Raw genomic sequence first — 13,251 nt, 5'->3', positions numbered from 1 at the left:
AGCCAGGCGGAATGACCGGCCACCCCTAAGGGCCTGGCCATGGCCGGACGGCGGCTTGCAGTGTCCGTGCTTCGGAAACGGCTCACTCGATCAAACTAGCCGAGCCGCTGATCCCGCGCGTTCTGCGTATCCTCGGTCGCGGCCTTGAGGGCGTCGGAGGCGGCGCGTTTCTCGGCGCCCTTGCGGCTCGAGATGTCGATCGCCTTGCGGCCGGCGATCTCGTTGCCGGCGTCAACCGGCATCTGCCAGAAGAACCAGGCGGACGCTGCCGAGATCAGCGATACCACGATGAACGCCGGTCCGAACACGTCGGCGGAGAGCTCGGTCTGGTGATGCAGCGCCAGCGTGGTCTCGACCGAGAACGCGCCGACCGCGACGCCCGCGGACACCGCGAGCTGCTGGTTGACGCTGACGAGGGTAGTCGCGCGGCTCATCTGCGGCGCCTCGACTTCTGCATAAGCGACCGTGTTGATCGCGGTGAATTGCAGCGAGCGGAAGAAACCGCCGACCACCAGGATGGTGAAGATCAGCATCAGCGGCGTCGAGATCGTGAACAGGGCGCAGGCGGCGAGGAAGGCCGAGCTGACCACCGCATTCACGGTCATCATGTTGCGGAAGCCGAAGGCCTTGATGATGCGCGCCGCCAGCGTCTTCATGCCCATGGCGCCGACCGCGGAGGCAAAGGTGACGAGGCCGGACTGGAACGGCGACAGGCCGAAGCCGACCTGCATCAACAGCGGCAGCAGGAACGGCAGCGCGCCGATGCCGAGCCGGAACATGAAGCCGCCGACGATCGATGCCCGCATCGTCGGTAGCCGCAGCAGGCCGAAATCGAGCACCGGCGAACCGGTGCGCCGGGCGTGGATGAGGTAGAGCGTCATCGAGACGGTGCCGACCCCGACCAGCGCGGCGACGATCGGCCACGGCAGCAGATTGAGGCCTGCGACCGACAGCCCGAAGGCGATGCCGGCGAGCCCGATGCCGGCGAGCACCAGTCCCACCAGATCGAAACGCTCGGGATCCCCGCTCTTGATCGGGTCGATATACTTCAGCGCCAGGAAGATGCCGAGCAGCCCGATCGGGATGTTGATCAGGAAGATCCAGTGCCAGGAGAAATAGGTGGTGATGAAGCCGCCGAGCGGTGGCCCGATCACCGGCCCTATCAGCGCGGGGACCGTGACCCAGGCCATCGCGTTGACCAGCGCGCTCTTGTCGACCGAGCGCAGCAGCACCAGCCGCCCGACCGGGGTCATCATCGCGCCGCCGAGGCCCTGCAGGATGCGGGCGAACACGAAATCGGTCACCGAGGACGACAGCGCGCAGCCGATCGACCCCAGCATGAACACGGCAACCGCGCCGGCAAACACGATGCGGGCCCCGAAGCGGTCGGCGGTCCAGCCGCTCGCCGGGATGAACACCGCGAGCGACAGCAGATAGGAGGTGATCGCGAGCTTCAGCGTCAGGGGGCTGGTGCCGATATCGGCGGCGATCGCCGGCAGCGAGGTCGCAATCACCGTGGAGTCCATGTTTTCCATGAACAGGGCGGTGGCCACGATGAGCGGGATCAGGCGTTGCTTGTTCATCAAAATAGGACAGCTGTGCTGAAAAAGGCGGGCGAGGGGGCCATATCATCCTGCCCCGCGCCACGCTATTGCGGAACCGGGCAAACGCCCTAAATCCAGCGTGACGCTGCTATGCATCCGCCAGCGTTAGGGGTCCGCGCCGTGATCTACGTTCTTGCCGCTCTGCTGCCGCCGATCGGGCTGCTCCTGAACGGACAGCCGTTTTCGGCCATCTTCAATCTGGTCCTGATCGTGTTTTGCGCGATTTTCGGGCTGTTTTTCCACGTCTTGCTGCTGGTGCCGTCGGCACATGCCCTGATCGCGGTCCACATGAAGCGGGAAGACCGCCGCCACCGCGAGGTGGTCGAGGCGATCCGCCGGTACGGGCCGCCGCAGGGATATCGCTAAGCCAGGCTGCAGGGCCTCTCGACCGGCCCGCAAAAAGCCTGTGCATGGCTGGCAAACACTTTGATTCGTCATGCCGCCATGCTATCGACCGGCGTCAACCCCACCGATGGGCGCCGATTCGACGGTGACGCAGCGAGCGTCGCCGCAGGTAGCGCTCATCCGTAAGACCATCGCGGCTCGGCCGCAGATAAGGAGTTGGCAATGGCCACGGGATTTCCGGCTATCCGCGAAGCCTTCACGTTCGACGATGTGCTTCTGAAGCCCGGTCTGTCCGACGTCCTTCCCTCGGAAGTCGATATCCGCTCGCGCGTCACCCGCGCGATCCAGCTCAACATCCCGATCATGGCGTCCGCGATGGACACCGTCACCGAGGCTCGGATGGCGATCGCGATGGCGCAGGCCGGCGGCCTCGGCGTCATCCATCGCAATTTCGATCCCGAAGGCCAGGCCGCCCAGGTGCGCCAGGTCAAGAAGTTCGAATCCGGCATGGTGGTCAACCCGCTGACCATCGGTCCCGAGGCCACGCTGGCCGACGCGCTGGCGCTGATGAAGGAAAACGGCATTTCCGGCATTCCGGTCGTCACAGGTAGCGCCAAGAACGTGCCCGGCAAGCTGGTCGGCATCCTGACCAACCGCGACGTGCGCTTTGCCAGCGATCCCAGGCAGAAGGTCTCGGAGCTGATGACGCACGAGAACCTCGTCACCGTTCGCGAGGGTGTCGGCCAGGACGAGGCGAAGCGGATGCTGCACCAGCATCGCATCGAGAAGCTGCTCGTCGTCGACGATCAATATCGCTGCGTCGGCCTGATCACCGTGAAGGACATTGAAAAGGCCGTCGCCCATCCGCTCGCCTGCAAGGACGCGCAGGGCCGGCTTCGTGTCGCCGCCGCCACCACGGTCGGCGAGACCGGCTATGAGCGCACCGAGCGGCTGATCGATGCCGGCGTCGACGTCGTCGTGGTCGACACCGCGCATGGCCACTCCAGGCATGTGCTCAATGCCGTCAACCGCATCAAGCGGCTCTCCAACGCCGTGCAGGTCGTCGCCGGCAATGTCGCGACCGAGGGCGGCGCGCAGGCCCTGATCGATGCCGGCGCCGACTGCATCAAGGTCGGCATCGGCCCGGGCTCGATCTGCACCACGCGCATCGTCGCCGGCGTCGGCGTGCCGCAACTCACCGCGATCATGGATGCGGTGGCGGCGGCGAAGAAGGCCGACGTGCCTGTGATCGCGGACGGCGGCATCAAATATTCCGGCGATCTCGCCAAGGCGCTCGCCGCCGGTGCCGACATCGCGATGGTCGGCTCGCTGCTCGCCGGCACCGACGAGACGCCCGGCGAAGTGTTCCTGTGGCAGGGCCGCTCCTACAAGGCCTATCGCGGCATGGGCTCGGTCGGCGCGATGGCGCGCGGCTCGGCCGACCGCTACTTCCAGCAGGACATCAAGGACACGCTGAAGCTCGTGCCCGAGGGCATCGAGGGCCAGGTGCCGTACAAGGGCCCGGTCGGCAACGTGATGCATCAGCTCGCCGGCGGTCTCCGCGCGGCGATGGGTTATGTCGGTGCAAAGGACATCCAGGATTTCCACGACAAGGCCGAGTTCGTCCGCATCACCGGCGCGGGCCTGCGCGAGAGCCATGTCCACGACGTCACCATCACGCGCGAATCCCCGAACTATCCGGGCGGGGTGTAACTGTCATTCCGGGGCTCGCGAAGCGAGAGCCCGGAATCCATCGAGCCTCATCGGTGGTGGATGAATGGATTCCGGGCTCGTGCTTCGCACGCCCCGGAATGACGATGGTCGTATTAGGGCGACGTCGTTCGGCATGACGCCCATCATTTCAAACAACATTTCAAACAAGCGCGCGCGAAAGAGCAAATCCATCTCCCTTGCGGGGAGCTGGATTGCATGACTACGTGTGCGCCACGAACCAATCACCTCAAGAGGAAAGCCAAATGTCCCAAGGAAAGCGCATCGTTCTGGCCTCGCGCCCGCATGGCGAGCCCACGCCGGCCAATTTCAGGCTCGAGGACTACACGCCGCCGACGCCGGGCGCGGGCGAGGTGCTGTTGCGCACCATCTGGCTGTCGCTCGATCCCTATATGCGCGGCCGCATGGCCGACGGTCCGTCCTATGCCGCGCCGGTGCCGGTCGGCGGCGTGATGGAAGGCGGCACGGTGAGCGAGGTGATCGCGTCGAACAATCCAGCCTTTGCCAAGGGCGATATCGTGCTGTCGCGCGCGGGCTGGCAGACCCATGCGCTGTCCGACGGCAAGGGCCTTGCCAAGATCGATCCGAAGATCGCGCCGATCTCGACCGCGGTCGGTGTGCTCGGCATGCCCGGCATGACCGCCTATACCGGCTTGCTCGAGATCGGCAAGCCGCAGGCGGGCGAGACCGTGGTGGTTGCAGCGGCGTCCGGCGCTGTCGGCTCGGCAGTCGGCCAGATCGCCAAGATCAAGGGCGCGCGGGCGATCGGCATCGCCGGCGGCAAGGACAAATGCGCCTACGTCAAGAACGAGCTCGGCTTCGACGATTGCCTCGATCACCGCGATCCCAACCTTGCGGCGAAGCTCAAGGAAGCCTGCCCGAAGGGCATCGACGTCTATTTCGAGAATGTCGGCGGCGCGGTGTTCGACGCGGTGTTTCCGCTGCTCAATGCGTTCGCGCGGATTCCGGTTTGCGGCCTGATCGCGCATTACAACGACACCGAGGCGCACGCCCCGAAATGGGCCGGTGCGATGATGCGCAACATCCTGACCAAGCGGCTGACCTTCCGCGGCTTCATCGTCAGCGACTTCGCCGCCATGCATGGCGACTTCCTGCGCGACATGTCGCAGTGGGTGCGCGAGGGCAAGGTCAAGTACAAGGAGTTCGTGACCGAGGGCCTGGACAGCGCGCCGGAGGCCTTCATGGGCCTGCTCAAGGGCGCCAATTTCGGCAAGCAGCTGGTCCGGATCGGACCGGACAAGGCCTGAGCGGGCCCATTCATCTCGCATTCCGCGCAACAAAGTATCAAAAACGCCACAATGGCGGGGTTTTGGGGGCTTTTCGGCCCCCATTTGCTTGACGGAGACCCGCGGCACTTGATTCAATATGGCTATATTTCAGGTGTAGCCATGGTTTTTGAAGCTATTGTTGTCGGGGTCATTCTCCTCGCGCTCGGCTATTGGGCGACGATGTTCGTCATGGGCCGCCGCGACGACGTTTTGCATGGAAAATTTGTCGCGGACGAGCCGGCGGCCGAGCCGGTCCGGCCCAAGCCGCGCGTGCAGTCCGCGCCGGCGGCGCCGCAGCCGAACAAGGACTCGCTACAGGCGCTGCTCACCGTCATCAAGCAGGACCTGCACGACGCGGCGCGGAGCTGAGCCGGTTCAAGCCGGCTGCTTTCCGAGCAGCATGTCCAGGTCGACATCGACCTGACCCTTGGCCCTGACGTGGCGCACTTCAAAGCTGTCCGGCTGGAAGCGGTACTCGACCAAGCCGACTTCCTTGATCCCGATCACTTCCTGTCGCGCATCTGAAATGACGAAGCCGGCCGAGGGCGCCCAGATATGTCTGACATGCTCGAACGTGTAGTCGCGGCGCTGGTGCACATGACCGCTGCCGACCAGGCGCCAATCGACCTTGCCGAACATCTCGATCAGACGGCGGCGCGCCGGCTGCGGCACGTAGCGGATCGCGGTCTCGACGCGTTCGGCGTCATAGGGCACGTCGAGATACAGCGGCTTGTGCAGAAACAGCGCGACCGGTTTGCCGACGGCCTTGTCGAGCGCTGCGGCCAGCCAGTCGAACTGCGCGGCCTCGCTGTCGAGGCCGGTGTTCATGATCAGCGAATTGAGGCCGATGAAGCACCAGCCGGCGGCGTCGAAATGCCAGCGATCCTCACCTAGCACCGAGGTGAAGGCGCGACGCGTGTCTTCGGTCGGCCGTTGTGAAGGCGTGGGACCGACCGCGGTCGGATTGTCGCCGATGTCGTGATTGCCCGGCAGATACAGGCAATCGACCGGCAGCGCGCGGTGCAACTGCTTGGCGAACACCAGATCGTCGCGACTGGTCGGCCCGTCGAACGAGACGTCGCCGGAGTTGAGCACGAGATCGGGACGCGTTGCGTCGATGTGCTCGCTGACGTGGTGAAAGTTGTCGACGAGCGGCTTGAAGCGGCGCGCGAGGTGGGTGTCGGAGATTTGTGTCAGACGAAACTGGGGCATGCATCGATCCTTTCGGCCGAATGATAGCCTCGGCGCGAAGTCGGAACGATGACGATTTCAGTGTGTTCTTCGCTGCCCTGTTCGATGCGTTGTTTGATGTCTTGTTTGATCCGTCGGCGCGAGCCCGGACACCACCATGCCGAGCCCGCCATCCGCCGCGTCGTCGAACCAGCCGATGCCGGCGTCGATCGCTTTCTACAGGGAGGTGACGAGATCGCCGGGGCTCGCGGCCGCCGGGGCCGGGCCGTCCAGGATCGGGTGACGATGCCCATCGCGTCAGCCGTGAGGAACTGAAACCGTCATCAATCCCGGGAGTTGGTCACCCGGCCTCGTTGATGGTTCAAGGGGTTACCTGGCGCGTTGTTGGCACGCTTCATTGTCAGGAGCCGCGGTGGCGGCTAAGAGGGCGGCCGGGCGCCCGGCTCGAGGGAGGTTCTTGATGTCGGTTCAAATGGTTCTGTTGCCGGTCTTCATCCAGATTGGGCTCACCTTTGCGCTGCTGTTCGGGATGGCGACGCTGCGCACCCGGACGCTGGCGAGCGGCGAGACCAAGATGAGGGATATCGCGCTGCGCCAGCCGAATTGGCCGGAGCGTGCCACCCAAGTCGGCAACTGCTTTGCCAACCAGTTCGAGCTGCCGGTGCTGTTCTATGTCCTGATCGCCATTGCGCTGCCGCTGCGCCGTGCCGATCTGTTCATCGTGCTGATGTCCTGGGTGTTCGTGGTGACGCGGTTTGCCCATGCCGGGGTCTTCGTCACCTCCAACGACGTGCGGCCGCGCTCGCTCGCTTGGTTCGCCGGCGTGCTGGTGCTGGCGGCGATGTGGCTGTATTTCGCGCTCAAGCTCCTGCTGCTGATTTGACGCGCCCAACCGAAAGAGATCTATGACCCCCGCTGCCCGGCTTTCCGCCGCGATCGAGCTGATCGCCATCATCGACGCACAGCGCATTCCTGCGGCCAAGGCGCTGAAGGAATGGGGCACCGCGCACCGCTATGCCGGCTCCGGCGATCGCGCCGCGATCTCGGGCCTGATCTGGGACGTGCTGCGCCGGCAATCCTCCGCGGCCTGGCTGATGCAGGACGACAGCGCCCGGTCGCGGGTGCTCGGCATGCTCAAGCTCGAGCGCGGCATGGACATCCCGACGATCTCGGCGCTGTGCGACGGCGGTCGCTTCGCACCGGATCCGCTGACCGCGACTGAAGAGGCTGCATTGGCCTCGCGCTCGCTCGAGGATGCGCCGGCGCATGTCGCGGGCGACTATCCCGACTGGCTCGACCCGCATCTGGCAAAGGTGTTCGGCGACGACCGCGCCGCGGAAGCGACCGCGATGGCGAGCCGCGCGCCGCTCGACCTGCGCGTCAACACGCTGCGCGGCAAGCGCGAGAAGGTGCTGCCGCGGCTGTCGCATCTGGGGGCGAAGGAAACGCCGTGGTCGCCACTCGGCCTGCGCATCGAGCTCGGCGCCGATGCGCGCAATCCCGGCATCCATGCCGAGGAGGATTTCATCAAGGGCGCCATCGAGGTCCAGGACGAGGGCTCGCAGCTCGCCGCGCTGTTCTCGGCGGCCAAGCCCGGCGAGCAGGTGATCGATCTCTGCGCCGGCGCCGGCGGCAAGACGCTCGCGATAGCGGCGATGATGCAAGGCAAGGGCCGGCTGATCGCAACCGACAGCGACAAGCGGCAGCTCGCGCCGATCCATGAGCGGCTGTCGCGCGCCGGCGTGCACAATTGCGATGTGCGCACGCCGCGCGGCGAGGAGGAGGTGCTGTCCGACATCAAGGCCTCGGCCGACCTCGTGCTGATCGACGCGCCGTGCACCGGCACCGGCACCTGGCGCCGCAATCCCGACGCCAAATGGCGCATGCGCCCCGGCGCGCTCGAGGTGCGGCTGAAGGACCAGGCCGAGGTGCTGGAGCGCGCCGCGCCGCTGGTCAAATCCGGCGGCCGCATCGCCTACATCACGTGCTCGGTGCTGGCCGAGGAGAACGGCGAGCAGGTCAGGGCCTTCGTCGCGCGGCATCCGGAGTTTTCGATGCAGCCGCCGGAGCAGACCGCATCGGTGCTGTGGGACAAGGCCGAGGCTTTTACGGAGGCGGCGCTGCTGTCGGCGGAAGGCCTGCTGATGACGCCGCGCCGCACCGGCACGGATGGGTTTTTCGTCTCGGTGCTGAAGAAGGCGTGACGTTTTCTCCGCCGTCATTGCAAGGAGCTCGCGACAAAATTGCAAAGCAATTTTGCGCTGAAGCGACGAAGCAATCCATGGCCGCGCCCGCGCGGTGCGATGGATTGCTTCGCGGAGCCTGTCATCCGGCGGCGCTTCGCTCCGACCGGGTGGCTCGCAATGACGGAGGAGCCTTTACGCCTGGGAGCACACGCCCGCCGGCGCCGGCGTCTTGCTCACCACGATGACCCAGAACAGCAGCGCAACCGCACTGATCGCAGCCCCCAGCGCGCAGACGCCGAGCCAGCCCGCGGCAGCATAGGCGACCGTCGAAGTGATCGCGCCGAGCCCGCTGCCGATCGAATAGAACACCATGTAGACGCCGATCAGGCGGCTCGACGCCTCCGGGCGGGCAGCCACGATCAGGCTCTGGTTGGTGACATGGACGGCCTGCACCGCGAAATCGATCATGACGACGCCGGCGAGCACCAGCCACAGCGAGGCGTGCAGGCAGGCGATCGGCGCCCAGCCGGCGAGCACCAGCAGCAGCGACAACCCGGTGGTGCGCTGGCCCCAGCCGCGATCGGCGAGGCGGCCCGAATTACGTGCCGCCAGCGCGCCGGCAAGGCCGGCGATCCCGAACATGCCGATCGCTGTGTGCGACAGCGACAGCGGGGGCGCTGCGAGCGGCAGCACGACCGAGCTCCAGAACGCGCTGAAGCTCGCGAAGATCAACAGCGCGAACACCGCGCGCTCGCGCAGCACCGATTCCTCGACGAACAGCGCGAGCGTCGAGCGAAGCAGGTTGGCGTAGGACGATCCGGCCATTGCCTGCGGCCGATGCCGCGGCAGCGCGCGGGCGAGCAGCGGCGCCAGCACCAGCGTCAGCGCGGCCGAGGTGAGGTAGACCACCCGCCAGCCGCCGAGATCGGCCAGCGCACCGGCGGCGAAGCGTGCCAGCAGGATGCCGGATACCACGCCGCTGGTGACGGCGCCGATGGTGCGGCCGCGCTCGGCCGGCGCCGCCAGCGTCGCGGCGTAAGCGACCAGCACCTGGATGACGACCGCAAGCAGCCCGACCAGCACCATGCCAATGAGCAGCACGGCGGCGTTCGGCGCGGTGCCGACGATGGTCAGCGCAAGCGCCGAAAGCACGGTCTGGCCGACGATCAGCTTGCGGCGGTCCCAGAGATCGCCGAGCGGCACGATCAGCAATAGCCCGAAAGCGTAGCCGATCTGGGTCAGCGTCACGACGCCGCCGATCACCGCCGGCGTGATCGACAGATCCCGCGCCATGGTGTCGAGCAGCGGCTGGGCGAAATAGATGTTGGCGACGCTCAGCCCGCAGGCGACCGCGAACAGCAGCACGACCGCGGGCGACAGGGCGCCGGCCGTCCCGTTGCCGGGCTTGCCGTCCGCTTTGTCATCGCCATTGGGCGGCCGGGCCTTCGTCATGGTCTGGTTCGTCATCACGCCTCCGTCGCATTCGCAATCTGGTCTTATCATGAGACCAGTTGCGCCGGATGCTGTCTAGTCCTATTTTAATACCAGTTCACGAATCGTGATCGAAGGGAGGTAGGCCGCGATGCAGCGAACCGGATTCGCAAAGGCGGAATGCCCGGTGGCCCGCGCGCTGGATGCGATCGGCGATTGGTGGTCGCTGTTGATCGTGCGCGACGCGTTCGACGGCCTGCGCCGGTTCGGCGACTTCCAGAAGAATCTCGGCATCGCCAAGGGCATGCTGACGGCGCGGCTGCGCAAGCTGGTCGAATTGGGCGTGCTCGAGCAGGTCGCAGCGTCCGACGGCAGCGCCTATCTCGAATACGTGCTCACCAAGCGCGGACACGACCTGTTTCCGATCGTGGTCTCGTTGCGGCAATGGGGCGAGGCGCATCTCTATGCGCGGGGCGAAGCGCATTCGGTGCTGCTGGACCAGGCCGGGCAGGCGGTCGGGCAACTCGTGCTGCCTTCGAAGAGCGGCAAGCCGCTGAGCTGGGCGGATACCAGGGTGAGGAAGGTTGCGGCGCGGAGGCGGTGAGGGAGGGGCGGAGCCTCTCCACGTCATTGCGAGGAGCGAAGCGACGAAGCAATCCATGTCTCGGCCATCGGCGCGATGGATTGCGTCGCTACGCTCGCAATGACGAGGATCAGTCGGGCCGTCCACCCTGCGAGATGGTCGCTTCGCGATCTCCTCAGAGTGACGGGATAGATCAGGGGCGGGCGTTCAATCCACGATGAACAGCGTGGCGCCGGTCGCGGTCGACGAGCGGTGCGCGGCGTCGCCGAAATCGGAGACCTGGTAGCTCATGCCCGGCTTCAGAGTGAATCTGCGGCCGTCGCGCAGCTCGGTGTCGAGCTCGCCCTTGACGACAAAGAGCACATGGCCGCGATCGCACCAGTGATCGGCGAGATAATCGGGTGAATATTCGACCATCCGCACCCGCAACTCGCCGATATTGAGCGTGCGCCACAGCGCTTGCCCGGTCTCGCCGGGATGCACCGTGGGCTCGACGTTGGTCCAGTCGGTGACGGTGAAGGGCAGGGGCGGGATTTTCATGCGGGTGGTCCTGATATCCTTATTGCCCCAGGACTCTTACCCGTCATTGCGAGCGAAGCGAAGCAATCCATGCATCCGCATGCGCGGGGCGATGGATTGCTTCGTCGCTTGCGCTCCTCGCAATGACGGCGTGAGGGACTCAATGCACCGGATGGTTCGCCGAACCCTGCCTGATCTTGCCCTGATCATCGAGCCGCAGATACTCGCAGATCTTCTTGCCGCGTTCGTTCTGGTAGAACACGACGACGCTGTCGGGCGAGACATAGAGGTCGATCAGCTCGAAATGCAATTCGGGCAGTTTGGCGAGCGCGGCGCTCCAATAGGCCCGCAGCTGCGCCTTGCCGCGCACGGTGCCGGACGGGCCGAAGCCGAACGCCGGGATCCGGTCCGAGGTCATCTCGGTATCATCGGCATACAGCGCCAGCACCCACTCGAGGTCGCGCGCGTTCCAGGCTGCGATCCAGTCGCGGCCGAGGGCTGCGAGGCGGGACGGTTCGTGAAAATCGGGCATTGGTTTCCCCCCATTGGTCATAGCCAAATTAGGTCAATAATACTGACGTATATCGGTTTGTCCATGCCCAAAGAAGAATGTGGGCGCCCCGCGCAGCGCGGTTGCGGGGGCGGGCGCCGTCGCGTATCTGCTTGCCATGACAGCCCAGCACACAGCCCAAGACACTTCTCATGGCTCGTCGGCGCCCTCCGTGGCCTCGGCGCATGACAAGATTCTGATTGTCGATTTCGGCAGCCAGGTGACGCAACTGATCGCCCGCCGCGTCCGCGAGATGGGCGTTTATTCCGAGATCGTGCCGTTCCAGAAGGCCGAGGCCGCCTTCAACGAGATGAAGCCGAAGGCGGTGATCCTCTCCGGTGGCCCGGAATCAGTGCATGAAACCGGCTCGCCGCGCGCCCCGCAGCTGATCTTCGAGTCAGGCGTTCCCGTGCTCGGCATCTGCTATGGCCAGATGACCTTGGCGGCCCAGCTCGGCGGCGAGGTCGAAGGCGGGCATCACCGCGAGTTCGGCCGCGCCGATGTCGAGGTCAAGACCGACAGCCAGCTGTTCGACGGCGTCTGGGGCCACGGCGAAAAGCACCAGGTGTGGATGAGCCATGGCGATCGGATCACCAAAATGCCGCCCGGCTTCTCGGTGGCCGGCACCTCGCCGAATGCGCCGTTCGCGATCATCCAGGACGAGAAGCGGAAGTATTACGGCCTGATGTTCCATCCCGAGGTGGTGCACACGCCCGATGGCGCAAAGCTGCTGCGCAATTTCGTGCGCAAGGTCGCGGGGCTCACCGGCGACTGGACCATGCGTGCCTTCCGCGAGGAGGCGATCGAGAAGATCCGCGCCCAGGTCGGCAAGGGCAAGGTGATCTGCGGCCTCTCCGGCGGCGTCGATTCCGCCGTCGCGGCGGTCTTGATCCATGAGGCGATCGGCGACCAGCTCACCTGCGTGTTCGTCGATCACGGCCTGCTGCGGCTCGACGAGGCCAAGACCGTCGTCGACCTGTTCCGCAACCACTACAACATCCCGCTGGTCCACGTGGACGCGTCGAAAGAGTTTCTCGGCGAGCTCGCAGGCGTCACCGACCCCGAGGTGAAGCGCAAGACCATCGGGCGGCTGTTCATCGACGTGTTCGAGGCGGAGGCCAAGAAGATCGGCGGCGCGGCATTCCTGGCCCAGGGCACGCTCTACCCTGATGTGATCGAGAGCGTCTCCTTTACCGGCGGCCCGTCGGTGACCATCAAGTCGCACCACAACGTCGGCGGCCTTCCGGCCCGCATGAACATGAAGCTGGTCGAGCCGTTGCGCGAACTGTTCAAGGACGAGGTGCGCGTGCTCGGCCGCGAGCTCGGCCTGCCCGAAGCGTTCGTCGGCCGCCACCCGTTCCCGGGCCCGGGCCTTGCCATCCGTTGCCCCGGCGACATCACGAAGGAAAAGCTCGACATCCTGCGCAACGCGGACGCCGTCTATATCGACCAGATCCGCAAGCACGGCCTCTATGATGCGATCTGGCAGGCTTTTGCGGTGCTGCTGCCGGTGAAGACCGTCGGCGTGATGGGCGACGGCCGCACCTACGAATACGTCGTCGGCCTCCGCGCCGTCACCTCGACCGACGGCATGACCGCCGACTTCTACCAGTTCGACATGAAGTTTTTGGCCGAAACCGCGACGCGCATCATCAACGAGGTGAAGGGCGTCAACCGGGTGGTGTACGACGTGACGTCCAAACCGCCGGGGACGATTGAGTGGGAATAATTCGGAGCTGCTCGCAGCTTTCCGAATTTGCTCAAGACTACGCTCTAACTCCCTGAAGTTAAAAATAAATCCTGTCGACGGCTATCGTGGACT

The 13,251-nt window shown here is 65.5% G+C and carries 13 protein-coding genes; 8 read left to right on the top strand and 5 right to left on the bottom strand.

What is annotated here, in order from left to right; genetic code table 11:
- Positions 1–95 precede the first annotated feature (95 nt).
- Positions 96–1,583, bottom strand: coding sequence for an MFS transporter (locus AKN83_RS03820; protein ID WP_050402120.1), 1,488 nt, complete (start codon positions 1,581–1,583; stop codon positions 96–98).
- 141 nt (positions 1,584–1,724) lie between these two features.
- Here AKN83_RS03820 and AKN83_RS03815 point away from each other — a divergent pair, with 141 nt between their 5' ends.
- From AKN83_RS03815 to AKN83_RS03800, 4 genes are all read left to right on the top strand, one after another.
- Positions 1,725–1,970 (top strand): hypothetical protein, encoded by a 246-nt coding sequence (locus AKN83_RS03815; RefSeq protein WP_050402154.1) that lies wholly within the window; start codon positions 1,725–1,727, stop codon positions 1,968–1,970.
- A gap of 201 nt (positions 1,971–2,171) precedes the next feature.
- Positions 2,172–3,662 (top strand): IMP dehydrogenase, encoded by a 1,491-nt coding sequence (gene guaB / locus AKN83_RS03810; RefSeq protein WP_050402119.1) that lies wholly within the window; start codon positions 2,172–2,174, stop codon positions 3,660–3,662.
- Between the two features lie 263 nt (positions 3,663–3,925).
- Positions 3,926–4,948 (top strand): NADP-dependent oxidoreductase, encoded by a 1,023-nt coding sequence (locus AKN83_RS03805; protein ID WP_050402118.1) that lies wholly within the window; start codon positions 3,926–3,928, stop codon positions 4,946–4,948.
- Positions 4,949–5,089: 141 nt separating this feature from the next.
- A complete protein-coding gene (locus tag AKN83_RS03800) occupies positions 5,090–5,338 on the top strand; it encodes a hypothetical protein (RefSeq protein ID WP_050402117.1) in 249 nt (82 codons plus the stop codon).
- 6 nt (positions 5,339–5,344) lie between these two features.
- Here AKN83_RS03800 and AKN83_RS03795 read toward each other — a convergent pair whose 3' ends face one another.
- A complete protein-coding gene (locus tag AKN83_RS03795; RefSeq protein ID WP_050402116.1) occupies positions 5,345–6,181 on the bottom strand; it encodes a metallophosphoesterase family protein in 837 nt (278 codons plus the stop codon).
- A gap of 439 nt (positions 6,182–6,620) precedes the next feature.
- Here AKN83_RS03795 and AKN83_RS03785 point away from each other — a divergent pair, with 439 nt between their 5' ends.
- The gene (locus AKN83_RS03785; RefSeq protein ID WP_050402115.1) at positions 6,621–7,043 is read left to right on the top strand and encodes an MAPEG family protein; all 423 of its coding nucleotides are present in this window, start codon (positions 6,621–6,623) and stop codon (positions 7,041–7,043) included.
- Between the two features lie 22 nt (positions 7,044–7,065).
- Entirely contained in the window at positions 7,066–8,364 is a 1,299-nt protein-coding gene (locus AKN83_RS03780) for an RsmB/NOP family class I SAM-dependent RNA methyltransferase (RefSeq protein ID WP_050402114.1), read from the top strand.
- A 174-nt stretch (positions 8,365–8,538) separates the two neighbouring features.
- Here the strand turns inward: AKN83_RS03780 and AKN83_RS03775 are convergent, their stop codons facing one another.
- On the bottom strand, positions 8,539–9,813 hold the full coding sequence (locus tag AKN83_RS03775) for an MFS transporter (RefSeq protein ID WP_050402113.1): 1,275 nt from the start codon (positions 9,811–9,813) through the stop codon (positions 8,539–8,541).
- Between the two features lie 115 nt (positions 9,814–9,928).
- Between AKN83_RS03775 and AKN83_RS03770 the strand changes: the two genes are divergently transcribed.
- Entirely contained in the window at positions 9,929–10,381 is a 453-nt protein-coding gene (locus AKN83_RS03770) for a winged helix-turn-helix transcriptional regulator (RefSeq protein ID WP_050402112.1), read from the top strand.
- Positions 10,382–10,567: 186 nt separating this feature from the next.
- Here the strand turns inward: AKN83_RS03770 and AKN83_RS03765 are convergent, their stop codons facing one another.
- Positions 10,568–10,900 (bottom strand): DHCW motif cupin fold protein, encoded by a 333-nt coding sequence (locus tag AKN83_RS03765; protein ID WP_050402111.1) that lies wholly within the window; start codon positions 10,898–10,900, stop codon positions 10,568–10,570.
- Positions 10,901–11,039: 139 nt separating this feature from the next.
- On the bottom strand, positions 11,040–11,411 hold the full coding sequence (locus AKN83_RS03760; protein WP_050402110.1) for a nuclear transport factor 2 family protein: 372 nt from the start codon (positions 11,409–11,411) through the stop codon (positions 11,040–11,042).
- Positions 11,412–11,547: 136 nt separating this feature from the next.
- Between AKN83_RS03760 and guaA the strand changes: the two genes are divergently transcribed.
- Positions 11,548–13,158, top strand: a complete 1,611-nt coding sequence (gene guaA, locus AKN83_RS03755) for a glutamine-hydrolyzing GMP synthase (protein WP_063695234.1) — start codon at positions 11,548–11,550, stop codon at positions 13,156–13,158.
- Positions 13,159–13,251 lie beyond the last annotated feature (93 nt).

The sequence above is a fragment of the Bradyrhizobium embrapense genome (assembly GCF_001189235.2).
Classification (GTDB): domain Bacteria; phylum Pseudomonadota; class Alphaproteobacteria; order Rhizobiales; family Xanthobacteraceae; genus Bradyrhizobium; species Bradyrhizobium embrapense.
The sequence above is the reverse complement of the archived record's forward strand: the minus strand, read 5'-3'. Positions and strand labels throughout refer to the sequence as shown.

Bases quoted from the DNA above. Each gene is read 5' to 3' on its own strand.
- AKN83_RS03820 (WP_050402120.1), bottom strand. From the start codon at position 1,583: ATGAACAAGCAACGCCTGATCCCGCTCATCGTGGCCACCGCCCTGTTC.
- guaB (WP_050402119.1), top strand. From the start codon at position 2,172: ATGGCCACGGGATTTCCGGCTATCCGCGAAGCCTTCACGTTCGACGAT.
- AKN83_RS03805 (WP_050402118.1), top strand. From the start codon at position 3,926: ATGTCCCAAGGAAAGCGCATCGTTCTGGCCTCGCGCCCGCATGGCGAG.
- AKN83_RS03800 (WP_050402117.1), top strand. From the start codon at position 5,090: ATGGTTTTTGAAGCTATTGTTGTCGGGGTCATTCTCCTCGCGCTCGGC.
- AKN83_RS03795 (WP_050402116.1), bottom strand. From the start codon at position 6,181: ATGCCCCAGTTTCGTCTGACACAAATCTCCGACACCCACCTCGCGCGC.
- AKN83_RS03785 (WP_050402115.1), top strand. From the start codon at position 6,621: ATGTCGGTTCAAATGGTTCTGTTGCCGGTCTTCATCCAGATTGGGCTC.
- AKN83_RS03780 (WP_050402114.1), top strand. From the start codon at position 7,066: ATGACCCCCGCTGCCCGGCTTTCCGCCGCGATCGAGCTGATCGCCATC.
- AKN83_RS03775 (WP_050402113.1), bottom strand. From the start codon at position 9,813: ATGACGAACCAGACCATGACGAAGGCCCGGCCGCCCAATGGCGATGAC.
- AKN83_RS03770 (WP_050402112.1), top strand. From the start codon at position 9,929: ATGCAGCGAACCGGATTCGCAAAGGCGGAATGCCCGGTGGCCCGCGCG.
- AKN83_RS03765 (WP_050402111.1), bottom strand. From the start codon at position 10,900: ATGAAAATCCCGCCCCTGCCCTTCACCGTCACCGACTGGACCAACGTC.
- AKN83_RS03760 (WP_050402110.1), bottom strand. From the start codon at position 11,411: ATGCCCGATTTTCACGAACCGTCCCGCCTCGCAGCCCTCGGCCGCGAC.
- guaA (WP_063695234.1), top strand. From the start codon at position 11,548: ATGACAGCCCAGCACACAGCCCAAGACACTTCTCATGGCTCGTCGGCG.